Origin of the sequence: Paenibacillus sp. FSL M8-0228 (assembly GCF_038007385.1) — a bacterium.
GTDB lineage: Bacteria > Bacillota > Bacilli > Paenibacillales > Paenibacillaceae > Paenibacillus > Paenibacillus polymyxa_D.
In genome coordinates this window covers 3,562,286-3,587,292 of the sequence record NZ_JBBOXA010000001.1, presented here as the reverse complement: position 1 = coordinate 3,587,292, position 25,007 = coordinate 3,562,286, and the positions used below count along the sequence as shown (strand labels likewise).

The following is a 25,007-nucleotide window of genomic DNA, read 5'->3' as shown; positions in this document are numbered from 1 at the left end:
GGCTTTTTTTGTGGATTCAATAGGCTAGTAGGACTTAGCCGTTTTTGATGCGATTCGGCAGCTTTTTGACTAGTTCCTCATCGGGTGTAATGAAAAGCGTACGCTGATGGTCGTAGATGACAAAGCCAGGTTTGGCTCCGCTAGGCTTACGTACATGTCGAATCAGGGTGGCGTCCACAGGTACACTGCTGGACTGCTTGGCCTGACTAAAATAAGCAGCGAGTTGAGCTGCTTCCTCCAGCGTCGCATCTCCGAATTGCTCAGCACGTATAACGACGTGTGACCCCGGAATATCCTTTGTGTGCAGCCAGGTGTCATTTGGTCCGGCCAGTCGATTTGTTACATATTCATTTTGCAAGTTGTTTTTGCCAACCAGTAACTCGATACCTTCGGATGATGTATAGACGTGCAGGGTTGGACGGTCGTTTTTCTTCTTTTTCTTTCCTTTTTTGACCCGATCTCTGAGATAGCCCTGCTGAACCAGTTCTTCACGTATTTCCTCAATGTCATTCATAGAGGCATGGGCTAGCTGCTGAAGAAGACTGTCCATATAACGGATTTCTTCGTGTGTTTTCTCCAGTTGTTCGTCAATGACAGCCAGGCTGTTTTTATATTTGTTGTATTTTTTAAAATACCGTTGTGCATTATCCGACGGGTTGAGTAGTGGGTCCAGTGGGATGGTCATTGGACGCTGTTCCTCATCATAGAAGTTGGTGAGCGTCACTTCTTTGTCCCCTTTTTTCACCTCATGCAGCGAAGCGAACAGCAACTCTCCATAAATGCGAAATTGATCGGCATCTTCCGCCTCGGCCAAATCCTGCTGGAGATAGTCGAGTTTTTTTACATTTTTACTTCGCTCGTTTTGCAGAAACCGCAGTAGGTCACTGACCTTTTGCTTAACCGTATCCCTTTCTGCCTTTTCACCGAAGAAGTCCTCCATACACTCACTGATCGTAGCGTATTCCTTACGTTCTCCTTGGATCAACGTCAGCGGAATAGCTGAGAATATCACTTTATCTTGTGCATTTAGTCCAGATACCGGCTGAAAACGATGATTCCGCACGTCATCCATGATGTGACTGAATGTACTCCATAGTGAATGATCACTACCACCAGATACTTCATTAGTTACTCGAGTTAGTATCTCTTCAGCAATGAGGGGACTGAGCCCGGTAAAAGTGTTCACGATCCAGCGTTTGGGGGTTTCTTCGGCCTCAATCGCTGTTTGATACGAGGATCTGAAAGCCGCCTCTTCTGTTTCTAGTGGATTCAGCTTGTTTTGTTCAGGAGGCTCCGTGTATTGAAAGCCGGGCATAATGACCCGATAGCTGCTAATAGACGGTGTGACATGATGAATGCCATCCAACATCACGCCTGTTTCCGGGTCAAGCAAAATAATGTTGCTGTGTCTACCCATCAGTTCAATGATAATTCGTTTGAGTGAAACATCTCCCAGTTCATCACGTTGACGTATATCCATGTGAATAATACGCTCCATGCCCACCTGCGTGATTTTCTCGATAACGCCTCCTTCGCAATGCTTGCGAAGAAGCATACAAAACATAGGAGCTTCTGTCGGATTAAGAAAGCTTTGATCTGTTAAATGTACACGCGGAAAGGTCGGATTAGCCGATAGCAGCAGCTTTACGCTTCCGCCTTGTGCCCGCAGATTCAGCACGATATCGCGATCGTTTGGCTGATGTATTTTATTAATGCGCCCGCCTCGGATGCCTTGCAGTTCGTGTACGATAGCGCGAGTTACGATTCCGTCCAATGCCATAATTTTGTTCTCCTTTGAAGCAAATGTATTTTCGCCTTCCTTCTATGATACATAACTTTGGGACAAAACTTAAGCGGCTTTGTGATATTTCAGATCCTGTCCGAATAGATTGAATCTAGAAAGTCTGTCCAGCTTATCAGCAATCGCGGCATAAAAATATAATAACGGGCAGCCATCCTACGCACAACCGACGGAAACGGACTATCTGACCGGGAGGGAATTGGGGAGAATGGAACAAGCACACTGGCACCAATTAAGCAATGAACAGCTTTCAACAAGTCTGGAAGTCGACCCGAAGCAGGGTCTTTCGGAGGAACAGCTTACGGAACGAAGAGAAAGGTCAGGATGGAATGAGCTGAGCGAGGGGAAGCGAGTTTCGGCGATCTTGCTGCTGCTCAACCAGTTCAAGGATTTTATGATGCTTGTATTGATGGGAGCGACTCTGATATCCGGCCTGCTTGGCGAGTATTTGGACGCGATTACCATTATTGCTATTGTTGTACTGAATGGAATTCTTGGCTTTGTACAGGAATTCAGAGCTGAGCGTTCATTGCGAGCTTTGAGACAACTATCGGCTCCGACCGCCAAAGTGTTGCGGGGCGGAAAACGAATTCAAGTTCAAGCCAGAGAACTGGTACCGGGTGATATTGTGCTGCTGGAAAGTGGTGATCGCATTCCCGCAGATGTAAGGTGGTTGAGTACGAACGGCTGTGATGTAGAGGAGTCCGCCCTGACAGGTGAATCGGTTCCGGTGAGTAAGCATTGCCGCCCTATTCATGCCGCCGAGGTACCACTTGGGGATCAAAAAAACATCGGTTTTATGGGCACGATGATGACTAGAGGAACCGCACAAGGAATAGTTATACGTACAGGTATGAGTACCGAAATGGGTAAGATCGCAGACTTGATAGAAAATACGGAGTCGCAGGAGACACCGTTGCAGCACAGATTGGAGCAATTGGGCAAAATTTTGATTATCGTAGCGTTGGCGCTAACGGTGCTCGTTGTCGTAGCAGGCATTTTACATGGACAGCCAGCCATGAGCATGTTCTTGGCCGGAGTGAGCTTGGCTGTGGCGGCTATACCGGAAGGGTTGCCAGCTATTGTGACGATTGCGCTCGCATTGGGTGTGCAGCGTATGATTAAACGAAAGGCGATTGTGCGTAAGCTGCCTTCTGTTGAAACGCTCGGCTGTGCATCTGTCATTTGTTCCGACAAAACGGGTACCCTGACCCAAAATAAAATGACGGTTACCAAGCTATGGCTGGACGGCCGCTTCTGGGGAGTTACGGGAGAGGGCTATGACCCTCACGGGCATATTATGGATAGAGACCTTCCTGCCGATCTTAAAAACGGACAATCTCTGCGTAGACTGCTGCAAGCCAGTGTGCTTTGCAACAATGCGGAAATTGTTCAAGCCGATACAGAGGAGCTACGTTCGAAAAAGAAAACCAAAGAGCCGACGCCGTCCTCCGTTTGGGAGCTAAAGGGTGATCCGACGGAAGGAGCGCTGGTCACGTTAGCTGCCAAGGGCGGAGTCACGCGACAAGGGCTATATGAGCTATACACAAGGGAGCGAGAATTTCCTTTTGACTCGGATCGGAAGCGAATGTCGGTACTCGTACGCCACCAGGGAGGACACATTGTCTTTGCCAAAGGTGCACCGGATGTATTGCTGGGCCAGTGCTCCTACATTTTATGGGAAGGAAATGTCGTTCCGTTAACGGGTACGCTGCGCCAAAAGGTACTGGCAGCTAACGAAGGAATGGCCTCGGAGGCGCTACGTGTACTTGGTGTCGCTTACCGTGATATCCGCTCGCATGAGCGTGTCTCCACGGTTGAGGAGGCTGAAGCACAACTGATCTTTATCGGGCTGACAGGCATGATTGATCCGCCACGTCGCGAGGTTCGCGAAGCCATTGGCAAGTGTCGTCGTGCTGGCATTCGCACTGTGATGATTACCGGAGATCACGGTACAACTGCAGAGGCCATTGCACAGCAGCTGGGCATTTTTCAGCGCGGATCCCACGTGTTAACAGGACAGGAATTGTCTGCGATGGATGATGCGTCGCTGGACAAAGCCGTTGATACCGTCTCTGTATATGCACGGGTTTCGCCGGAGCACAAGCTACGGATCGTCAAGTCACTGCAAAGGCGCGGACATGTCGTAGCCATGACTGGAGATGGCGTCAATGACGCTCCAGCGATAAAGGCGTCGGACATCGGCATTGCAATGGGTATTACAGGGACGGACGTGACCAAAGAAGCGGCTGCGCTTGTTCTGAGTGATGATAATTTCTCTACGATTGTAGCCGCAATTGAGGAAGGACGGAATATTTACGAGAATATCCGTAAATTTATCCGTTATCTACTCGCCTCCAATGTGGGTGAAATTTTGACGATGTTTTTTGCCATGATGGCCGGGCTGCCATTACCTTTGTTACCGATCCAGATTTTATGGGTGAATCTGGTGACAGATGGCCTACCAGCGATGGCTCTGGGGGTGGACCAACCAGAAAAGGATCTCATGGAGCACAAACCTCGTGGCGCAAAGGAAAATATTTTTGCTCGTCGACTGGGCTGGAAAATCATTAGTCGTGGCTTGTTGATTGGTTTATGTACGCTAGCGGCCTTCTGGCTGACATTACGTATTGCACCGGATGACGCAGGACAACTGATCAAAGCACAGTCCGTTGCCTTTGCTACGCTAGTTCTGGCGCAGTTAATTCATGTGTTTGATTGCCGCAGTTCCCGTTCTATTTTCCATCGTAATCCGTTTCAAAATAGTTATCTTGTGCTTGCCGTGCTGTCTTCAATAGTACTAATGCTAGTGGTTATGTACGTGCCTATGCTGCAACCTATTTTCAAAACGGTACCGCTCGGTTTGCGTGAGTGGGCGCTATCCATTGTCGCAGCTGGGATTCCGACGTTTCTGATGGGAGCGGGAAGTGTGTGGGGCGGTCGACGCAACCGTCGTCGCGGCGGAAATACACACTTTTCAGCGGGACGTACGAAGTTTTCATCCTAGAAATCGGGTTATGCATATCGCATCGCTTTCCCACTATTGCCCTGTATGATATCATGGGATCAAAGCTTCATGAGGAACATGACATCAGCAGCAACGGCGGAGGTAAGCTATGGAATTCACAAAAATGAACGGTCTAGGTAATGATTTTATCGTTTGGTTTGGGCATCAGGAGTTGCCGTCTGACGCCTCGGAATTAGCTGTTCGGCTATGTGATCGACATTTTGGTGTTGGCGCCGATGGGTTGGTATATATATTGCCATCAGAAAAAGCGGATTTCTGCATGCGCATTATTAACTCGGACGGCTCAGAGGCCGAACAATGCGGTAATGCTATCCGTTGTGCTGCCAAATACGTATATGACCGTAAGCATATCAACCGTGAACAGATCACGATTGAGACGCTGGGTGCAGGTGTACAGCAGGTCGAACTAACTGTAGAGAATGGACTTGTTCGTATGGTGAAGGTAGATATGGGAGAGCCAATTCTTGAGGGTTTGAAGATTCCGACTACTCTGGATCTGACTAGCGTAATTAATGAGCCCATTGAAGCTGGAGGAAGTGGTTTTCGCTTTACGGCTGTATCTATGGGGAATCCGCACTGTGTCATTTATGTGGAGGATGCGCCAAGCTTTGATCTGGAAGCCTGGGGGCCAAAGCTGGAATGCCATCCGTTATTCCCTAAAAAAACAAATGTTGAGTTCGCCACGGTACGTAGCCGTAAGCATATAGATATGAGAGTATGGGAGAGAGGAGCCGGGCCGACGCTAGCTTGTGGAACCGGGGCCTGTGCTACGCTTGTTGCTTCTGTACTAAACGGATATAGCGACCGCCACGCCATTGTAAGCCTGAAGGGCGGCGATCTGGATATCGAATGGAGCGAGGAAGATAATCACATATATATGACGGGTCCGGCTGAGATCGTGTACGAAGGTCGTCTGTTCTGAATCATGTGACTATAAAGATAACGTGCAACTACTTATGAATCGTATAGAAGTGAGTGAAAAGAAGACCTTAGTAGGTCTTCTCAGATTGTCGAGAAACCCCGTCATTTTGAGACGTGGGTTTCTTTTTTACATCATAATGCTCTGGTCTCTGGAGAAGCAGGGGGGTTACCCCTGTTTCTCCAGGCGATCTAGGTGGATCGCCATCTTCTTCATGTTCTGCACGGCTGCCGTCATAAGGGCTTGTTCCCTGACGTTTGGAAGACCGCGCAAACGGCAATAGCGAAACCCATGGAGCTCTTTGGCATCCGCGAAGCTTCGCTCAATCGTCTCTTTTCGTTTGCGGTACAGCTTTTTACCAGATGGGCTCAGCCGGTTGCTCCGTACCCACTCTTTGCTGTCTTCCCAGACATGCCGAGTCACCACTTTGCGGTGGTTTCGAGACTGGGTACACTGACTTAGCAGTGGGCAATGCTGGCACTGAGCTGGGTCAGAGGCATACTGCCGGTATCCCTTACGGTCCGTCGTTCGGTAGGGCAGTTCCTGTTGGGCTGGGCATCTATACGCATTGCGTTTGGCATCGTATTCAAACTTCCATTTCGGAAACAGTCCTTGTCTGGGATGGAATCTTCGGTGAGCAATCACGGCAAAAATCTTTCGGTTCTGCAAACCTCGGCAAATCGGCGTTGTTAAATAACCTGAATCTAGTGCAACAGCTTCTACTTGAAAACCAAAACGTTCTCTTTGGCGATCCAAACGGGACAAATAGGGGACAGAATCATGTACATTCCCCGGTGTCACATGCACGTCCGTAATCAGATTGTACTTCATATCCACCGTGCGGTGGTCCAGATAGAAGAAGCCTTCGGGCTTGCCATCACGGATCATATAGCCGCTGTCCGGGTCTGTTTTGCTCACTTTAATTTCTTTTTCTTCGTTCACTTCCTCTCGGGATTTTAAGGCTTTTTTCCGTGGTTTCTCCGGTCATCCTTCACCGCTTCGTTCAGCTCGTCCATATAGTCTTTAGTATTCTGCAACACTTGTTCTTTGGTGTACTGGTGCCTGTTAGCATTGGCTTTGACGTGTGTGGAATCGGTGACGAGAACACGCCCACCCACCATTCGGTGAGAGATCGCCTGCAGCACAATTTCATCGAAGATATCTTGAAAGATCGTGGTGTCTTTAAAGCGAGTACGACGATTCCAGCTAATCGTCGTATGGTCCGGAACTTTATCCGTTAAGCCCAACCTCAGAAACCAACGATAAGCTAGGTTCGTCTGAATTTCTCGCTCGAGTTGCCGTTCTGAGCGAATGCCATAGAAATAACCGAGAAAGATCATTTTAAACAATACGGTAGGATCAATGGCAGGACGCCCGTTGTCTGCACAATACAGTGATCGAACTTTATCATCGATAAACGAAAAATCGATATACTTATCTACTTTGCGGAGCAAGTGATCTTGAGGAACCAGATCTTCGATGGAAACAAATTCGTAGGATTGTTGTTTTTCGCGGTTGGAGCGTAGCATATCAACACCATCCGTTCTACAATAGTTACCTATATTATACAACATTAACGCGGTGTCGTCTTAAACAAAATTAACATAAAATAGGCTGTCGAGACTTTCTCGACAGCCTGAGAAGACCTTAGTAGGTCTTCTTTTTTTGGACTTAGATGCCCCTGTATACAAGGAATATGATGAACAAAGCAACATTCTGTCTTTTTTTGGCGCCTGAACGATGTATAATATAGAAAATGAAAAACAATAAGGAGGCCGTTCATAGTGCGGAAATTTCGTTGGATTTCAGCAGTTACAGTCTTCATATTTGTAGCCACCGCGCTTCCGGTTCAGGCGGCGACCATTCCTGCCGCCGCGGAAACGACGGATAAGCAGGTTGGGTCGCTAACTCCGACAGTGGTAAGCCGTTTAGAAAAAGCGGTGCAAGAACTCATCGGCTCGAAGACAGCATTTCAATTTGACGATGTGACGGATATGGGGAAAACTTGGATTGTAGAGGGCGGACTAGAAGATGGAACTGCTACGTTGCAGACAGAATATAATAAAGAAAAAAATAGAGTAGATTCTACAACCATACGATATAAAATAAGCAGCTTGGGAAAAGCGATGAACGCGCCACTCAAGACGAAAGTGCTAAACAGCGCCAAAGCGTTTGACAGCAAGCGTCCTTTGCAATTTGAAGCATTTTGGCGGGTCAAATCCCCTTATCAGTCCAACAAGCCATCAAATTACTGGGTATTTTGGGGCGCAGGAGAACAGGCTTCCTCGTTGTATGTGGATGTGGATCGAAGTAACGCTATTACCATCAACGCGGACTATGCGCTGAAGCGGGTGGACCCTCTGATACTGAACCGTGCAATGAATACATTTAAGCGTGTGAGTGGACAGCCAATTAAGGTGCAGCACGCTTCACGGTACAAGGACGAAGCGAAGGGGCTTTCATATTGGTCGTTTGAGGATGCAAACGAGGCCAGTGAGGTCAAAATTAGCGCGGTAACCGGTAAAGTGCTGGCCGTATCCACCTATGGGGTGGACTGGAATGATGACGCAGATTTCAAAAAAACATTTGCAAGCCCGAAATATACTGCCTCAGAAGCTTTGAAGCTAGTCAAGCCCAAGGCTCAGATGTTATTTAATATCAATTTGACCGGCTATAAAGTGAAAGTTCAAGGGAATCAATATACGTTCTACAAGCAGCAAAAGGGAACGGATTCTATTGTGGCTAAAGTGAATAAAAAAGGGACTTTTTACGCTTACTCTCTCCATTCTTCCAATGGGAAAATGTAGTAGGAAATAGAAAAGATGAATCAAGCCGCTCCACTCCTGATATCATATTGTCGGGGAGTGGGGCGGCTTTTTTAGTTTTTGGCTTATGTTTGAAGTCTCTTTATGTTACATTAGTATGAAAATAAAGAGCGGGGTGGAGCAGAGGACATGAAACCGGATTTGCGTACTGTGCTGAATCGTGAAATTATTGTCGGAGACGGCGCAATGGGGACTTTTTTATATCAGCTAGGATTTCCAGTAAATACGTCTTTCGAAGAACTGAACATCACTTCGCCTGATGTTATATCAGACGTGCATGGTCAATATTTAAGTGCAGGAGCTCGATTGCTGGAGACTAATACATTTTCTGCAAATGATTATAAGTTAGCCCGGTTTGGACTGGAATCTAAGGTAGAAGAGATCAATCGTGCTGGTGTGAGAATTGCCAGAGATGCGGCCGGACCTGAACATTATGTGGTAGGTGCAGTGGGTTCCATATGTGGGGGAAAGCGGCTTAACATATCAAAGCTGGAGCTGGCAAGAAACTATGAACAGCAAATTGATGCCCTTCTCTCCGAAGGAGTCGACGGTATTTTGTGCGAAACGTTTTATTCGCTGGATGAAATACGCATAGCGCTTCACAGTGTACGTAAATATAGTGATATTCCGGTGATTTGTCAGTTTGCGGTCGATCAGGTTGGTCGTACTCAGGATGGTTTTTTAGTGGCGGAAGCTTTTTCGGTGCTGCGTAATGAGGGGGCAGACATCCTTGGATTTAACTGTCACTCGGGTCCGCAGGGAATTATGAGTGTAATGGAGCAGCTGGACGGCCCTTTGTCTGTACCGTTGTCCGTATATCCGAATGCGGGACTAGCAGATTATGTGGACGGTCACTATGTATACGGTGCATCACCTGAATATTTTGGAGAATGTGCCAAATCCTTTGTAGACCTGGGAACGAGGCTGCTCGGTGGTTGCTGCGGAACTACACCGGATCATATTGCTGCTATATCCAAAGCCTTGAACCGTTTGCAACCGCCTCCTCTTGCTTCAAAAGAAGCTTTGTCGAAAGAGTCCTTTCAAGTGGCGGAGCAGATTGCAGATGAAGGGGAACGAGGAAATGGCAGACATACCAGTGAGCCCAACATCGTGGATCTTGTAAAGGAACGACATACGGTCATTGTAGAACTGGATCCTCCGCGCGATCTGGACATTACGAGGTTTATGCAAGGTGCTCATGCGTTGAAGAAAGCCGGGGCTGACGCGCTTACACTGGCTGACAACTCGCTTGCAGTCACTCGCATGAGCAACATGGCGCTTGGACATTTGGTCAGTATTGAATCAGGCTTGCGTCCATTAATTCATATAGCATGTCGTGATCGCAATCTGATTGGTACTCAATCCCACATGATGGGTTTTGACGCGCTCGGTATTGACCATGTACTGGCGGTTACTGGAGATCCGGCGCGGTTCGGTGATTTGCCAGGCGCCAGTTCGGTGTATGATATGACCTCTTTTGAAATCATACGCATGATCAAGCAATTAAATGATGGTGTCGCATTTTCCGGTAAGCCACTGAAGCAGAAAGCTAATTTTGTGGTAGGTGCCGCATTTAATCCTAACGTCAAGCATTTGGGTAAAGCCGTACAGCGGTTGGAGAAGAAAATTGCCTCCGGAGCCGACTATGTTATGACTCAGCCCGTATACGACCACGAGTTGATTGCAGCCATCGCGGAAGCGACACGACATTTGGAAGTACCGATTTTTATCGGTATTATGCCGCTGGCTAGTGGGCGCAATGCAGAATACTTGCACAATGAAGTACCAGGCATTCAGTTATCCGATGAGGTGCGTGCACGTATGTCTGGCCTTGAGGGTCCGGAAGGACGAGCAATGGGTGTGTCTATTGCCAAGGAGTTACTCGATACGGCAATGGAACATTTTAATGGTATCTATTTTATGACTCCATTTATGTTCTATGAAATGACAGCTGAACTGACTTCTTACGTATGGCAAAAATCAGGCCGCGCACAGGCCCCCTTGTTTCGACTATAATAATCAATTACAATAGTATAATGGATGTGATGCCGATGTCATTGAGTATGACCGGATACGGTCAAGCTATCCTTCATTATGAGGGCTATAAAGTGCGCTTGGAATTGAAATCGGTAAATCACCGCTATTGCGAAGTGATGATGAGAATTCCGCGCGAATGGACTCGTTACGAAGATGGCTTGAGAAGAACGGTTCAACAGCAGATTAAACGCGGTCGTATCGATGTCTTTATCCACAGGGAACGTGATGAAGAACAGATGCCCGCCGCGCGGTTAAATGACACTGTGGTGCAGGCTTACCTGCATGCAGCGGAGCAGCTGGCGGATCGTTATGGAGTGAAAGGAACGTTAGGGATAAGCGATATTCTTGCTTTGCCTGACGTTCTGGGTGAGCCTGGAGAGGCTTTCCATGGAGACGAAGAGGACTGGGAAGAGCAACTACAGCGAGCTTTGAATGAAGCTTTGCAAGGTTTACTGGAGATGAGAAGGCGAGAAGGCAGGCATTTGGCGCAAGATGTGAAATCCCGTATTTTACGTCTGGAATCCCTGCATCATGAAATGACGGTGCTGGCTCCTCATGTTGTGAGCGACTACCGTAACAGGCTGAAACACAGGCTTAAAGAGCTTCAGGACGGTTCATTTACGCTTGATGAACATAAGTTCGGAATGGAGATTGCGTTATTCGCGGATCGCAGCAATATTGATGAGGAACTTACCCGGCTTCAAAGTCACTTTGGGCAGTGCAAGGGGTTGCTGCTATCGGACGAGCCGGCCGGTCGCAAATTAGATTTTTTAATCCAGGAAATGAACAGAGAAGTCAACACGATCGGCTCCAAGGCTAATCATCTCAACTTGGTTAATTTGGTCGTTGAGATGAAAGCAGAGCTCGAGAAAATTCGTGAGCAGGCTGCAAATATTGAGTAGCTACCTGGTAGCGGCACGGCTGCAAGAGTCACATGTATAGGGGGAAAGACCTGAATATGGCAATCAAATTGATCAATATTGGTTTCGGCAATATCGTGTCGGCCAACCGAATTATCTCCATCGTCAGTCCGGAGTCTGCTCCGATCAAGCGGATTATACAGGAAGCCAGGGACCGTCATATGCTAATTGATGCTACCTATGGCCGCCGGACGCGGGCTGTTATTATTACAGACAGTGATCATGTAATCCTGTCTGCGGTGCAGCCGGAGACGGTCGCTCATCGCCTATCCACTAAAGATGATGACAATGACGAATAAAAATGGAGTGTACTATGGCTAAGGGATTATTATTTGTAATATCCGGACCTTCGGGTGTCGGTAAAGGGACGGTAGGCAACGCATTGCGTGACAAGCTACCAGAGATAACGTACTCCGTTTCTGCTACAACTCGAACACCTCGTTCAGGCGAACAGGATGGAGTGACCTATTTTTTTAAAACGCGTGAAGAATTTTTGGGTATGATTGAACGAGATGAAATGCTGGAGTATGCTGAGTATGTAGGGAACTATTATGGTACTCCACGTGATTTTGTAGATCAGACGCTTGCGCAGGGAAAAGATATTTTTCTGGAGATTGAAGTTCAGGGAGCGCTAAAGGTTAAAGAAAAATTTCCAGAAGGCATATTCATTTTTCTGCTTCCGCCTTCGCTAGATGAATTAAAGGATAGAATCCGGGGACGGGGCACAGAAACTCAAGCGACCATAGACCACCGTATGTCGGTAGCTGTGGATGAAATGAATCTGTTGCGTCACTATGATTATGCGGTCGTCAATGATGAGATTGATTTCGCTTGTAAACGAATAGAATCCATTATTATCGCCGAACATTGTAAGGTTCATCCTTAAACGAGGGCTTTACATATGCCAAGCGTACCTAAAGAGAAATAATACTGTATAAGCTGAGCTTGAAGGTGTACACTGGAGTTCAGCTTATACAGTCCTAAAACTACATGAAGAGGTGTCTATTCGTGCTGTATCCTTCCATTGATGAAATGATGAAAAAGGCAGATAGTAAGTATTCGTTGGTTGTAGCGGCTTCACGTCGTGCCAGACAGTTGCGCGAGGGTGAAAAGACGACCCTCAAGAATCCTAAATCCCACAAACAGGTTGGAGTAGCTTTGGAAGAGATCTATGCAGATCATCTTCTACTTGAAAGCGGCGAAGAAGAATAAGAATTATAGACAATCATTATAACCGGGCGTAATGCCAATTCCTTTGACAACCGCAAGGTTGTTATTTTTTTAGGTCAGGGGGAGTTAACGATGTTGAAGGGGAAAGTTATTATTCTTGGTATAACCGGTGGAATTGCTGCTTACAAAGGGGCTGCGTTATGTAGTAGGTTGACACAAAAGGGCGCCGATGTTCATGTGATTATGACAGCCTCTGCTAAGGAGTTTATTACCGAGCTTACACTGCAGTCGCTCTCTCGTAATCCGGTGTACAGTGATACGTTTGATGAAAGAGAGCCGTCCGTCGTATCCCATATTCATCTGGCAGATGCGGCTGATTTGGTGCTTGTTGCACCTGCAACTGCGAATATTATCGGAAAAATGGCGCATGGCCTTGCTGATGATATGTTGTCTACAACGTTGTTGGCTACAACAGCGCCTATTATGGTGGCACCTGCGATGAATGTACATATGTACACTCATCCGGCAGTCATGCAAAATATGGAGACGCTTGTATCACGTGGTGTGAAGATGATTGAGCCTGGTGAAGGATTACTGGCTTGCGGTTACGTTGGCAAAGGACGTTTGGAAGAGCCGGACACAATTGTGCAAACGATAGAGCACTTTTTTGATCAGCAAGCCCAGGAACAAAAAAACAACATTAAGTCTGAATCCCGATGGTTTGGTGGCGAATCTGTGGAGGCTCAAGTGCCTGAGTCACCTGTGAATGAGAATGAATCGGTGTTTTCAGGTAAAAAAGTCATTGTAACGGCTGGAGGCACGATCGAGCGAATTGATCCAGTGCGTTATATCACAAATGATTCATCTGGAAAAATGGGCTTCGCCATTGCAAAAGTGGCTCAAAAGATGGGGGCAGAGGTGCACTTGATTGCTGCCAATACCAGTGCGGAACCGCCTGCTGGTATTATGCTTGAAAGAGTCCAGTCGGCTGAAGACATGTACGCAGCTGTATTAAAACAATGGGAAACGAGCGATATGGTCGTTATGGCTGCTGCAGTTGCAGATTATCGACCACGTGAGATAGCACAGACCAAGATCAAGAAAAAAGATAGTGTATTTACGCTAGAGTTAGTGAAGAACGTCGATATTCTAGAATCACTCGGACGGAGTAAGAAACATCAATTTTTAATTGGCTTTGCAGCTGAAACTGAACATTTGGAGACGTATGCGAAAGATAAATTAGAACGTAAAAATTGTGATTTGATCGCGGCAAACGATGTAACTGTGAATGGTGCTGGTTTTGGCGTCGATACGAATGCTGTTCAAATTTATGACCGAAGCGGGATCGTTGAGCGTATTCCTGTACAGTCAAAGGAAGAAGTTGCGCGTAAGTTGCTTACTATAGCCGCGGGACGCATGGGTGGGGTGCTGCATTAATGGAGACGGGCAATTTAGTTGCCAAGGTCATTGTCGATGTACCTGCCAAGGATACGGACCGCACCTTCGATTATCTGATACCGGATTCAATGAGACCTTGGATTGAGCCGGGTAGTCGGGTAGCTGTGCCATTTGGCAAACGGACGGTGCAGGCTTTCGTCATCTCGGTAGTCCCAGCTGAGGAACCACCGAAATACAGGATGAGAGCGATTCAGGAGTTGCTGGATTTGGTGCCACCTTTATCTGCCGACCTAGTCGAACTGGGCAAGTGGATGAGTGAACGTTATGCTTGTAATCAAATTATGGCATTGCAAGTGATGATTCCTACCGCGCTCAAAGGCAAAGCAGAACGTTATATCTCAATTGCGGAACAGCATGAGTTAACGCATCCACAGCGTAGTATACAACCGAATCAGGGCGATGAGCTCGAATGGGCACTTCTGACCGACGATGGTATGAGTGATCCGACAGAGCGTCGGATTGTCAGCTTCATTCAGGAGAAGGAGCAAGTCCCGTTGCAGCAACTCAGTCGACGTTTCCCTGAGGAAGCGGAGGTTATTAAATCACTGTTACGCCGGGGTGTGCTTCAGGAAAGTCAAGTTATTAAAGACAAGCTTGGCAAAAAGACCATGAAATCCGTTGATCTGGCTATCGGCATAGACGAGGCATCAACGGTACTGGAGCAATTTTCTGCCAAAGCACAGCGTCAGCGGGAGGTACTTGCTTTTTTGCTGGAACGTAGCGAGTTTTTGCCTCTGTCGCTCAAGGAAGTCATGACCTCATTGAGTGTGTCTGCTGCAACGGTTAAGGCGCTGGAAGATAAGGGCTATGTGTTGCTGGAGGATGTCGAAGTGTTCCGCGACCCGTACCGGGGCAGACACTTCAAGCCTACAGAGCCACTCCCTCTCACAGCAGAGCAGCAGTCGGTGTATGAACGGATTATTCGCCAGCTGGACACGCGTGAGCAAGGAGCTTATTTGTTGCATGGAGTCACGGGGAGCGGTAAGACGGAAATTTATCTACAGACGATTCAACGTTGTATCGAGCAGAATCGGCAGGCCATTGTGCTGGTACCTGAAATATCGTTAACCCCACAAATGGTTGAGCGTTTTAAAGGTCGGTTTGGCGATCAGGTAGCAGTGATGCACAGTAGGTTGTCTGGAGGAGAACGGTACGATGAGTGGCGCAAAATACGCGAAGGCCGTGTGAAAGTGGCGATTGGTGCTCGCTCGGCAGTATTTGCGCCTTTTCGTGAGTTAGGTCTTATTATTATGGATGAGGAGCACGAAACGTCCTATAAGCAGGAAGAGACACCTAAATACCATGCGCGTGAGGTCGCCATTCGCAGAGCCCATCAGCATGGGGCTGTCGTTATTCTCGGCTCGGCTACACCGTCGCTGGAAAGCTACTATGCGGCTCGCTCACAAAGCAACGACGAGTTTGCGCCGTTGCTACTTGAAATGCCAACTCGCGCATTGGGGAACACGCTACCCGAAGTACATATCATGGATATGCGTGAGGAACTGCGTGCTGGCAACCGCTCTATGTTTAGCCGTGCGTTGCATAATGGGATTGCAGAGCGGTTAGAGCGTAAGGAGCAGACGGTGCTCCTGTTGAATCGGCGTGGACACTCCACATTCGTCATGTGCCGTAGCTGTGGCTATGTGGCGGGCTGTCCGCATTGTGATATTTCGCTTACGTATCATCAGCGGTCGAACAATTTACGTTGTCATTACTGTGGTTATTCCGAGCCTGTGCCTCAGACTTGCCCTGAATGCGGTAGTGAGCATATTCGCTATTTCGGTACAGGTACCCAGCGAGTGGAAGAAGAGCTGGCGAAGCTATTCCCCGGTATACGTGTTGTTCGAATGGATGTTGATACAACGACAGAAAAAAATGCCCACGAAAAGCTCCTCAAGCAATTTCGTGATAAAAAAGCGGACGTGCTGCTCGGTACTCAAATGGTTGCCAAAGGCCTGGACTTTCCCGATGTGACACTGGTTGGTGTCATTACTGCGGATTCAGCTCTCAATTTACCGGATTTTCGGGCTGCGGAAAAGACATTTCAGCTGTTAACACAAGTAGCTGGACGTGCTGGGAGACATCAATTGCCAGGGGAAGTATTCGTACAATCCTATACTCCAGAGCATTATTCGGTGATTCACGCAAGTCGCCATGATTATGCTTCTTTTGTGAGGGAAGAATTGAAACACCGCCGCAATTTGCACTATCCACCATATTGCCGTCTTATTTTGGTAACCTTTTCTCATGAACAACTCCCGGTGCTGGTCCGGCTGGCAGAGAATTATTCAGCAACACTACAGGGACGGGCCAGACAACGAGGCTGGTTCGGGAATATGGATCGTCTTACATCGGATGTACTCGACATTTTGGGGCCAGTAGCTTCTCCCATTTCGAGAATCAAGAATAGATACCGATTTCAATGTATGATAAAATGGCGTGGAAATATCGACGCGATTAGTTTGGCTCAGCAAGTAGCTGATGAAATGGCCGAATCCGCACAGGCGCAAAAGTTGCTGATTAGTCTGGATGTTGATCCACAAATGCTTATGTAGAGCGTTGCCACAAAAGTTATTAGCACAATTAATGCGGACAAGTCGTCCGTACATAGGATAATGTAGCAGTCGCGTTTGTGATGAATACAGTTAAGCCTAAACGAAGGAAAAAGGATAAAGAGGAAGGTGTTCTGTTGTCATGTCAATTAGAATTATAGTGTTGGAGCCGGATGATGTATTGCACAAAGTAGCAAAGGAAGTTACTAAAATTACACCTAACGTGCAAAAGCTGCTCGACGATATGGCAGATACGATGTATGAAGCGGAGGGTGTAGGTCTTGCTGCTCCGCAAGTAGGTATTTTGAAGCGTCTCATCGTTGTAGATGCTGGAGATGAACATGGTTTGATTAAAATGATCAACCCAGAAATCGTGGCCGAAGAAGGGGAGGACTTGGGTCCAGAAGGCTGCCTGAGTATACCAGGGTTGAACGGGGATGTGCGTCGTGCCGAGAAAGTTACAGTCAAGGGACTGGACCGCGAGGGTAAGGCCATTACCGTTACAGCGACAGGATTGCTTTCTCGTGCTTTTCAGCATGAAATCGACCATTTAAATGGAATTTTGTTCACGGATATTGCAGAAAAAGTATATGAGGTTGCGCTGGAACAGCCAGGACCGAACCGTCAGATAGGAGAGTGAGGTTCGATGAGTCAAGACATTCGTATTATCTTTATGGGTACGCCTGAGTTTGCAGTGCCATCGTTGAACATGTTATTGGATAATGGTTATAACGTGGTCGGTGTGATTACACAGCCCGATAAGCCACAGGGACGGAAAAAAATATTGACGCCTACACCAGTTAAGGAAGCGGCAGAAAAACGCGGATTACCTGTACTGCAACCGACCCGCCTGCGCCAGCCAGAAGCGGTGGCTCAGGTGGCGGAGCTGCGTCCTGATCTGATCGTAACCGCAGCCTATGGGCAAATTTTGCCAAAATCCGTACTAGACCTGCCTCGTTTCGGCTGCCTGAATGTGCATGGTTCGTTACTTCCCCGTTATCGGGGAGGTGCACCGATCCAGCGTGCGATTATTAACGGTGAGACCGTGACGGGTGTGACGCTGATGTATATGGCGGAAGGACTGGATACTGGCGATATGATATCGCGAGTTGAGGTTGCTATAGGACCGGAGGATACCTCCGGTACGATTTTTGAGAAGCTAAGCGTAGCTGGAGCAAAGCTTTTGCAGGGCGAGCTGCCTAAATTGCTGGCTGGGCAATCAGACCGTACGCCGCAAAACGAGGACGAGGCGACCTATGCTCCGAATCTGAACCGCGACGATGAGCGTATTTCGTGGAGTGACAATGCACAGCAGATATACAACCGGATCCGCGGCCTTGTTCCTTTTTCGGGCGCGTTTACGCTTTGGGAGGAAAATGTTTTTAAAATATGGGCTGCTGAGCAGCCTTTCATAAATAATGAAGTGAGTGGCTCAAATGCTCCAGCACCCGGAACGGTTCTTCAATTGACCGCTCGTGGCATTGAGGTGCAGACAGGCGAAGGAACTCTTTGGCTGACTCAGGTTCAACCGGCTGGCAAAAAGGTTATGGATGCCGGAACCTTTGCGCGCGGCGGACAGATGAAGCCAGGCACGGTGCTCGGATGAGCGGGAGTCACTCCCGTCAGGGAGGCAAAGGCAAGGGAGTGGGTGCCAGATCCGGCAATACTCGCAAACAGACGGCGCGGGAAGTTGCACTTGATGTGTTGACCGGTGTGGAGCAAGAGGGTGCGTATAGCAATCTTGAGTTAAATCGTCGACTTCAGCAGGCAGGTTTATCTGCAAGTGACGCTGGTCTGGCGACTGAACTTGTATACGGTACAGTCGCACGCCGAAATACACTTGATTATTTTTTGAATAAATTTGTTCAAAAAGGAACGGCCAAGCTTCAGGCTTGGGTACGTTCGTTGCTGCGGATGAGTGTGTATCAGGTGGTGTATCTGGATCGAGTTCCGGATCATGCAGTCGTTAGTGAAGCGGTGACCATTGCCAAGCGTCGTGGGCATCAGGGGATTTCCGGTATGGTCAACGGCGTGCTCCGCAGCATGCTGCGTGAGCCGGACAAGCTGCGTATTCCTGACGATTTGTCACCAGAGGAACGGATTTCATTAGAACATTCTCATCCACAGTGGCTGGTTAAGCGTTGGATTAAGCAATACGGTGCAGATACTGCTGAGGCTATCTGTCAGGCTAATAATGAGCCCCCTGCGGTCAGCGTACGGGTGAATACGACAATGACCAGCCGTGATCAGCTGCTGGACGAGATGCGCTCAAAAGGACTTGATGCCGTTCCTTCGGCAGTTAGTCCCTATGGGATTGTTGTTCGTAGCGGTGGCAATATGGCGCTTACCTCGTGGTATACGGACGGCTCGCTGTCCGTACAGGATGAAAGCTCTATGCTCGTTGCCGAAGCAGTTGCTCCTGAGCCCGGTATGCTGGTACTGGATTGCTGTGCCGCTCCAGGCGGCAAAACAGCTCATATGGCTGAGCTGATGAAGGATCGCGGTCGGATCGTTGCAAATGATCTGCATGCCCATAAGCATCAATTAATCCGTGAACAGGCTAAACGACTTGGCCTGGATGCCGTGGAAACAGTCACTGGTGATGCGCTAGAACTGAAGGAACGATATGCCCCAGCTTCTTTTGACCGTATTTTGCTGGATGCACCATGCTCTGGCTTTGGAGTAATTCGTCGTAAACCGGACCTGCGTTGGAGCAAAACTGCGCAGGATGTTCGCGACATTACACAGCTTCAGCATGAGCTGCTGGATAGTGTGGCGGGACTGTTGAAGCCAGGTGGCATTCTGGTATACAGTACATGCACGATTGAGCCGGACGAAAATGAAGGACAATTGACTCGGTTTTTAAGCGAACATTCGGAGTATGAATTGGCAGAGGGTCATTCCTTCCCGGACGTGAGCCGCGAAATGGATAGTATACAGGGAGGCTCGGTACAGCTGTTACCGCAGCATTTCCACAGCGACGGATTTTATATCGCGCGCCTACGTCGGGTGAAATAGAGCGGAAGAGAATTCCATGCAGCTGCCCACCAGCATTTCCACATTCCGCCGGAACATTTCCGGCGGTTTTTTGCATGAAGACGAAAAATTTTTACCCCCTCAGGGATTTGTGCTAAAATAGGAAGAATGAAAAATACGATCTGCGATCAAACAGAACTTAATGAAGAAGGAACGGGTGCAAACATTGATGAAACCTTTTATATATGATTTAACTTTGGAGGAGCTTCAGGACTGGGCCAAGAACAATGGCGAGCCTGCTTTTCGTGGAGGACAAATTTTTGACTGGCTGTATGTGAAGCGGGTCAATGATTTCAGCGAGATGACGAATTTGCCCAAGGCGCTGAGAGAGAAGCTTGAGGAGCAATTTAGTTTTGTGACGCTTAGTGAAATTACAAAGTTGGAATCTAAGGACGGTACAGTAAAATTCCTGTTCGGTTTGCATGATGATCATGCCATTGAAACGGTCATTATGAGACACAATTACGGAAACAGTATTTGTGTAACGACACAAGTGGGTTGCCGAATTGGTTGTACTTTCTGCGCTTCGACGCTTGGAGGCCTCAAACGGAACCTGACAGCTGGTGAAATTACTGCACAGGTAGTACAGGCTCAGAAAATTTTGGATAAAACGAATGAACGAGTGAGCAGCATCGTGATTATGGGCTCGGGCGAGCCTTTTGAAAACTATGAAGCGACCATGACGTTTTTGCGTACAATGGTTCATGAAAAAGGTCTGAACATTGGTCAACGTCATATCACAGTGTCGACCAGCGGTATTGTACCGAATATTTATAAATTTGCCGACGAGGATACCCAGATTAATCTGGCAATATCCATTCATGCGCCTAATGATGCACTTCGGTCGAAGCTAATGCCTGTAAATCGGCGTTATCCCTTTAAGGATGTTATGGATTCTCTACGTTACTATCTTGCTAAGACGGGGCGGAGAATTTCGTTTGAATATGCCCTGATTGGTGGGGTAAACGATCAGGCAGAACATGCTGAAGAGCTAGCGGATGTGTTAAAGGACATGCTGTGTCACGTTAATTTGATTCCAGTCAACCATGTGCCTGAGCGCAAGTATGTGCGCACATCGCGTAGCGATATTTTTAATTTTCAACGTATTCTTGCCGAAAAAGGCGTCAATGTGACGATCCGGCGTGAACAGGGTCACGATATTGCCGCTGCCTGCGGTCAGTTGCGTGCAAAGCATATGGAGTTGGGGTGAAACCATTTGATCAAAACAGTTCATGTCAGCCATGTCGGACGTGTACGTTCGGTGAATGAGGATTCTGCCTGGATCAGGCACTTAGAGCAAGGCTATATTCTTGGGATTGTTGCCGATGGTATGGGGGGGCATTTGGCCGGTGATACGGCCAGCCGCCTTGCGGTAGAGACACTTGCCGCTGATTTGGCGACGCTGGAGAGCGGATTATCCGCACATTCTTTGACGGCGGCGCTCAGCGACGCTATTTTGCATGCCAATGAAGTCATCTTCCAGACGGCTGCACGCGATGAGAAGTATCATAATATGGGAACGACAGTTGTTGCGGTTTTACTATACGACGCATCCGGAATTATCGGACATATCGGTGACAGTCGCGCCTATGTCATATCCAAAGGAGCGGTACGTCAGCTTACAGAAGACCATACTTTGGTTAACGAGCTGTTCAAAAACGGTCAGATCAGTAAGGAAGAACGGGAGAACCATCCTCGTCGCAATGTACTGACACGGGCGCTGGGCACTGATTCCGAGGTGAAAGTGGATATTGACTCCATTACGCTGGAAAAAGGCGATGTACTGTTACTGTGTAGCGACGGATTAAGCAATCTGGTAACGGAAGAACAAATCAGTAAAGTAGTAGGTGCCGCAGAGAATCCTTTGGAGGAGCGTGCGGATCGTCTGCTACATCTGGCGTTGCTTGCCGGAGGAGACGATAACATTACTGTAGCTTTGTTTGAATTGCCCGATGACACGGTTTCATTGAATGAAAAGGGGTGTGACGCATGATCGGGCACCTGCTAGGGGGAAGATACGAAATTATTGAGCGTATCGGTGGCGGCGGTATGGCTCTGGTGTACAAGGCTCAAGACATTTTGCTGAATCGCAATGTTGCAGTTAAAGTGTTGCGCCAGCAATTTGTTCATGACGAGGAATTTATTCGCCGGTTTCGGCGTGAGGCGCAGTCTGCGGCTTCGCTTTCGCATTCGAATGTGGTCAGTATTTATGATGTCGGCCAAGAGGATGAAATCCATTATATTGTAATGGAGTGCATCGAAGGTAAAAATTTGAATGAGATTATTAAAGAACGTGCGCCATTGCAAGTGGATGAAGCAGTACGGATTGCTTCCCAGATTTGTGATGCGCTGGAGCATGCTCACCAAAATCAGATCATTCACCGAGACATCAAGCCACATAATATATTAATTGGACGTAATGGACGGGTTAAGGTAACCGATTTTGGGATTGCTAGAGCTGTTACGTCAACGACCATTACCCAGACGGGTTCTGTTGTAGGTTCTGTTCATTATTTTTCACCTGAGCATGCAAAGGGTGTCGTCACCGGCGAAAAATCGGACTTATATTCTTTAGGTATTGTCTTATATCAAATGCTGACGGCGCAGCTCCCTTTCCTCGGAGAAAGTCCAATTAGTGTAGCGCTCAAGCATTTGCAAGAGGAGTTTGAGGAACCGCGTAAAATTAATCCGTTGATTCCGCAAAGTGTGGAAAATGTCATTCTAAAATCCATGCGCAAAAATCCAGAAGAGCGTTATCAATCGGCAGATGAAATGCTAAAAGATTTGGAAACCTGTTTGCTGCCGGGACGGCGTAATGAATCCAAGCTGGAGTTTACACATTTGGATGATGAGGATCAAACACGGGTTATTCCGGCTATTAAGCCTCAACAATTAGGGATGTCTTCTAGCGGGGAAGATGTACCTGCCCAACCGCGTGAGTCTGAACAGCTTCCGAGCAAGCAATCGTCCAAGAAAAATAGAAAAAAAGCGATCTTGTGGGTAACACTAGTGTTGGTGTTACTTCTGTGCATGGGCGGAGTGGTGTACTATGTGCAAAGTGTACTTGTCGTGCCTGAGGTAAAAGTACCAGGTGTATTGACACAAACAGAAGACCAAGCGAAGGTTAATCTCAGTAAAGCGGGTTTACTCATTGAGGAGCCAATCCAGCATGAATACAAAGAGGGGATCGCGCCTGGAATTGTATTTTATCAAAGCTATCCTGCAGATTCTTTAGTCAAGGAAGGAACCAAGATTAGTCTGAAAGTCGGGATTGCCAAGCCGCTCACCCCAATGCCGGATGTAAAAGGCCAAAGCTACGAGAATGCTGTTAAGCTGCTGACCGCCCAGCAAATTAAGGAGACGCAGATTCAGCAAAATGAGCAGTTCAGTGATCAGGCCGTTGGGACCGTCCTTAGTCAGACTCCAGCTGCAAATGAGCCATTTGATAAGGATTCAGTCCAAGTTGTGCTCACAGTCAGCAAGGGCGCTGACACTGTGAAAATGCCAAGTCTCGTAGGGAAAACGCAGAACCAAGCGGAAAATGAGGTCAAAAAGGCAGGGCTGAAGGTTGGCTCGATTAAAGAAGAATTTAGCTATGAGCAGGAAAAAGGAAGAGTAACCAAACAATGGCCGTCCGAGGCAGGCAGTGAGTTGCCACCAAATACGGAAATTACGTTTTATGTAAGCACTGGTTACCCGCCAGAAGCGATTACGCTGCCATTTAATGTGCCTGTTGCACCGAAGGAAGAGGGTAAAAACAGCAAAATTCGTATTACTTATACGGATGCACGTGGAGAAAATCAGGAATGGGGAAGCCGTACAATTAATACGACACAGGTGTTCACTATCAACCTGCTAATGGCTCCGAACAAAGACAGTGTTGTCTCAGTATTTAGAGATGGTGACTTTATTGATACGTATCCGGTCTCTTATATTGATGCGAAAAATGGAACAGTGACGATGCCTCAAATTGCCCCACCTGCTGGAACTTCACCAACGGATACACCTGATGGTAATTCCTCGCAAAATGGAAGTGGAAACGGCGAGGAAGGTGATAACGGGGGATCTTCTAATGATAGTGGTGACGGTGGAGGCGACTCGAACAATCAGGAGGGCACAGGAGGTAATGGTGACCCTTCTGCCTTTGTTCCTGGAACGAATTCCACGGGGGCTACGCGCAGTGAGTTGGCAGTTAGCCATAAAAACAACCAAGGTCACGCTTCCCACAAAAAGAAGGAAAAAGTGATTGAGGCTGTTCAGCATCAGTAAACGTGCAATAGGAGATGCTTAACCTGCTATACGCAATAAAACTTAAACATTATGAAGGAGGACATCTTACACATGCCTGAAGGTCTGATCGTCAAGGCGCTTAGCGGATATTATTATGTCTCCAGCCTGGATCAGGATGGGCGTCCGGTATCTGGCGAAGCTACGGTACAATGCAGAGCACGCGGCATTTTTAAGAAAAAAGAGATCACGCCTCTTGTCGGTGATCGGGTCGTTTACGAACTGACTGAGAACGGGGAAGGTATGGTCAAGGAGATTAGAAAGCGTACAACGGAGCTGATTCGTCCTCCGGTAGCTAATACCACGCTTGCTGTGCTGCTGTTTTCCTTACGTGAGCCGGATTTAAACCTGCCTTTACTGGATAAATTTTTAGTCCATATTGAGCACGCCGGGCTGGATACGATTATCTGTCTGACTAAGCGCGATTTGTATGAAGGCAGCCCTTCAGAGGATGACACCGTGCTGACCGTTCAGGAAATGTACCGGAAGATCGGTTATGAAGTGCTGGTAACCAGTGCCCGTACCGGAGAAGGAACGGTTGAGCTTAAGAAGCTGTTGGCTGGTCAAATCAGCGTGTTTTCCGGGCAGTCAGGTGTAGGGAAGTCTTCCATGCTTAATGCTTTGGAGCCTGGGTTAACGCTCGAGACGAGCGCCATAAGCAATAAGCTGGGCCGAGGAAGACATACGACTCGTCATGTAGAGCTTATTCCTTTAGACAACGGAGGGTTTGTAGCAGATACGCCGGGGTTTAGCCAGTTGGATTTTCTGGAGCTGGGTGTGGATGAACTATCTCCCTGTTTTCGTGAATTCCAGCAGTATGCGGAAGGATGTAAATTTCGGGGGTGTACCCATATTCACGAGCCTGGCTGTAAAGTAAGAGAGGCCCTGGAAGAAGGACATATTTCACAGGGACGGTATGATAGCTATTTGCAGTTCTATCAGGAATTAAAAGAAAAAAAACGGAGGTACTAAGT

The 25,007-nt window shown here is 47.8% G+C and carries 19 protein-coding genes; 17 read left to right on the top strand and 2 right to left on the bottom strand.

Annotated elements, in window-relative coordinates; genetic code table 11:
• Positions 1–34 precede the first annotated feature (34 nt).
• Positions 35–1,780, bottom strand: coding sequence for an Rqc2 family fibronectin-binding protein (locus MKY98_RS15975; RefSeq protein ID WP_069010586.1), 1,746 nt, complete (start codon positions 1,778–1,780; stop codon positions 35–37).
• Between the two features lie 229 nt (positions 1,781–2,009).
• On the opposite strand from MKY98_RS15975, the gene MKY98_RS15970 reads away from it, so the two are divergent.
• Both MKY98_RS15970 and dapF read left to right on the top strand, forming a co-directional pair.
• A complete protein-coding gene (locus MKY98_RS15970) occupies positions 2,010–4,808 on the top strand; it encodes a calcium-translocating P-type ATPase, SERCA-type (protein ID WP_069010587.1) in 2,799 nt (932 codons plus the stop codon).
• Positions 4,809–4,917: 109 nt separating this feature from the next.
• Positions 4,918–5,751, top strand: coding sequence for a diaminopimelate epimerase (gene dapF / locus MKY98_RS15965; RefSeq protein WP_029517632.1), 834 nt, complete (start codon positions 4,918–4,920; stop codon positions 5,749–5,751).
• A gap of 165 nt (positions 5,752–5,916) precedes the next feature.
• Here the strand turns inward: dapF and MKY98_RS15960 are convergent.
• A protein-coding gene (locus tag MKY98_RS15960) for an IS1182 family transposase (RefSeq protein ID WP_341011439.1) occupies positions 5,917–7,277 on the bottom strand; the annotation gives its coding sequence in 2 pieces (ribosomal slippage) (positions 5,917–6,710 and positions 6,710–7,277; 1,362 coding nt in all).
• 255 nt (positions 7,278–7,532) lie between these two features.
• Between MKY98_RS15960 and MKY98_RS15955 the strand changes: the two genes are divergently transcribed.
• From MKY98_RS15955 to rsgA, 15 genes are all read left to right on the top strand, one after another.
• Positions 7,533–8,555 carry a hypothetical protein gene (locus MKY98_RS15955; RefSeq protein ID WP_069012753.1) on the top strand — a complete coding sequence of 341 codons (1,023 nt, stop codon included), beginning with the start codon at positions 7,533–7,535 and terminating at the stop codon, positions 8,553–8,555.
• Between the two features lie 147 nt (positions 8,556–8,702).
• On the top strand, positions 8,703–10,589 hold the full coding sequence (locus tag MKY98_RS15950) for a bifunctional homocysteine S-methyltransferase/methylenetetrahydrofolate reductase (RefSeq protein ID WP_069012752.1): 1,887 nt from the start codon (positions 8,703–8,705) through the stop codon (positions 10,587–10,589).
• Positions 10,590–10,624: 35 nt separating this feature from the next.
• Positions 10,625–11,512, top strand: a complete 888-nt coding sequence (locus MKY98_RS15945; RefSeq protein ID WP_069012751.1) for a YicC/YloC family endoribonuclease — start codon at positions 10,625–10,627, stop codon at positions 11,510–11,512.
• 56 nt (positions 11,513–11,568) lie between these two features.
• Positions 11,569–11,829, top strand: coding sequence for an extracellular matrix/biofilm regulator RemA (gene remA / locus MKY98_RS15940; protein WP_005548256.1), 261 nt, complete (start codon positions 11,569–11,571; stop codon positions 11,827–11,829).
• Positions 11,830–11,843: 14 nt separating this feature from the next.
• Positions 11,844–12,416, top strand: coding sequence for a guanylate kinase (gene gmk / locus MKY98_RS15935; RefSeq protein WP_013310894.1), 573 nt, complete (start codon positions 11,844–11,846; stop codon positions 12,414–12,416).
• Positions 12,417–12,538: 122 nt separating this feature from the next.
• On the top strand, positions 12,539–12,742 hold the full coding sequence (rpoZ, locus tag MKY98_RS15930) for a DNA-directed RNA polymerase subunit omega (RefSeq protein WP_039270867.1): 204 nt from the start codon (positions 12,539–12,541) through the stop codon (positions 12,740–12,742).
• Positions 12,743–12,832: 90 nt separating this feature from the next.
• A complete protein-coding gene (gene coaBC / locus MKY98_RS15925; RefSeq protein ID WP_029517199.1) occupies positions 12,833–14,137 on the top strand; it encodes a bifunctional phosphopantothenoylcysteine decarboxylase/phosphopantothenate--cysteine ligase CoaBC in 1,305 nt (434 codons plus the stop codon).
• Entirely contained in the window at positions 14,137–16,713 is a 2,577-nt protein-coding gene (gene priA, locus MKY98_RS15920; protein WP_069012750.1) for a primosomal protein N', read from the top strand. Before coaBC ends, priA begins: the two co-directional genes overlap by 1 nt.
• A gap of 139 nt (positions 16,714–16,852) precedes the next feature.
• Entirely contained in the window at positions 16,853–17,350 is a 498-nt protein-coding gene (gene def / locus MKY98_RS15915; protein WP_029517201.1) for a peptide deformylase, read from the top strand.
• A gap of 6 nt (positions 17,351–17,356) precedes the next feature.
• Positions 17,357–18,316, top strand: coding sequence for a methionyl-tRNA formyltransferase (gene fmt, locus MKY98_RS15910; RefSeq protein WP_069012749.1), 960 nt, complete (start codon positions 17,357–17,359; stop codon positions 18,314–18,316).
• A complete protein-coding gene (rsmB, locus tag MKY98_RS15905; protein ID WP_029517203.1) occupies positions 18,313–19,728 on the top strand; it encodes a 16S rRNA (cytosine(967)-C(5))-methyltransferase RsmB in 1,416 nt (471 codons plus the stop codon). Before fmt ends, rsmB begins: the two co-directional genes overlap by 4 nt.
• A 187-nt stretch (positions 19,729–19,915) precedes the next feature.
• A complete protein-coding gene (gene rlmN, locus MKY98_RS15900; protein WP_029517204.1) occupies positions 19,916–20,956 on the top strand; it encodes a 23S rRNA (adenine(2503)-C(2))-methyltransferase RlmN in 1,041 nt (346 codons plus the stop codon).
• 6 nt (positions 20,957–20,962) lie between these two features.
• Positions 20,963–21,739 (top strand): Stp1/IreP family PP2C-type Ser/Thr phosphatase, encoded by a 777-nt coding sequence (locus MKY98_RS15895; RefSeq protein ID WP_069012748.1) that lies wholly within the window; start codon positions 20,963–20,965, stop codon positions 21,737–21,739.
• Positions 21,736–24,015: a Stk1 family PASTA domain-containing Ser/Thr kinase gene (gene pknB, locus MKY98_RS15890; RefSeq protein ID WP_069012747.1), complete on the top strand. Its 2,280-nt coding sequence runs from the start codon at positions 21,736–21,738 to the stop codon at positions 24,013–24,015. The genes MKY98_RS15895 and pknB overlap by 4 nt, the downstream gene beginning before the upstream one ends.
• A 72-nt stretch (positions 24,016–24,087) precedes the next feature.
• Complete coding sequence (rsgA, locus tag MKY98_RS15885) at positions 24,088–25,005, top strand: ribosome small subunit-dependent GTPase A (RefSeq protein ID WP_029517207.1); 918 nt, start codon at positions 24,088–24,090, stop codon at positions 25,003–25,005.
• Positions 25,006–25,007: the final 2 nt, after the last annotated feature.

Excerpts from the sequence above, each read along its gene's own strand:
- def (WP_029517201.1), top strand. The coding sequence starts at position 16,853 with ATGTCAATTAGAATTATAGTGTTGGAGCCGGATGATGTATTGCACAAA.
- MKY98_RS15945 (WP_069012751.1), top strand. The coding sequence starts at position 10,625 with ATGTCATTGAGTATGACCGGATACGGTCAAGCTATCCTTCATTATGAG.
- MKY98_RS15970 (WP_069010587.1), top strand. The coding sequence starts at position 2,010 with ATGGAACAAGCACACTGGCACCAATTAAGCAATGAACAGCTTTCAACA.
- dapF (WP_029517632.1), top strand. The coding sequence starts at position 4,918 with ATGGAATTCACAAAAATGAACGGTCTAGGTAATGATTTTATCGTTTGG.
- pknB (WP_069012747.1), top strand. The coding sequence starts at position 21,736 with ATGATCGGGCACCTGCTAGGGGGAAGATACGAAATTATTGAGCGTATC.
- fmt (WP_069012749.1), top strand. The coding sequence starts at position 17,357 with ATGAGTCAAGACATTCGTATTATCTTTATGGGTACGCCTGAGTTTGCA.
- MKY98_RS15975 (WP_069010586.1), bottom strand. The coding sequence starts at position 1,780 with ATGGCATTGGACGGAATCGTAACTCGCGCTATCGTACACGAACTGCAA.
- rsgA (WP_029517207.1), top strand. The coding sequence starts at position 24,088 with ATGCCTGAAGGTCTGATCGTCAAGGCGCTTAGCGGATATTATTATGTC.
- rlmN (WP_029517204.1), top strand. The coding sequence starts at position 19,916 with ATGAAACCTTTTATATATGATTTAACTTTGGAGGAGCTTCAGGACTGG.
- rsmB (WP_029517203.1), top strand. The coding sequence starts at position 18,313 with ATGAGCGGGAGTCACTCCCGTCAGGGAGGCAAAGGCAAGGGAGTGGGT.
- MKY98_RS15950 (WP_069012752.1), top strand. The coding sequence starts at position 8,703 with ATGAAACCGGATTTGCGTACTGTGCTGAATCGTGAAATTATTGTCGGA.
- priA (WP_069012750.1), top strand. The coding sequence starts at position 14,137 with ATGGAGACGGGCAATTTAGTTGCCAAGGTCATTGTCGATGTACCTGCC.
- remA (WP_005548256.1), top strand. The coding sequence starts at position 11,569 with ATGGCAATCAAATTGATCAATATTGGTTTCGGCAATATCGTGTCGGCC.
- coaBC (WP_029517199.1), top strand. The coding sequence starts at position 12,833 with ATGTTGAAGGGGAAAGTTATTATTCTTGGTATAACCGGTGGAATTGCT.
- gmk (WP_013310894.1), top strand. The coding sequence starts at position 11,844 with ATGGCTAAGGGATTATTATTTGTAATATCCGGACCTTCGGGTGTCGGT.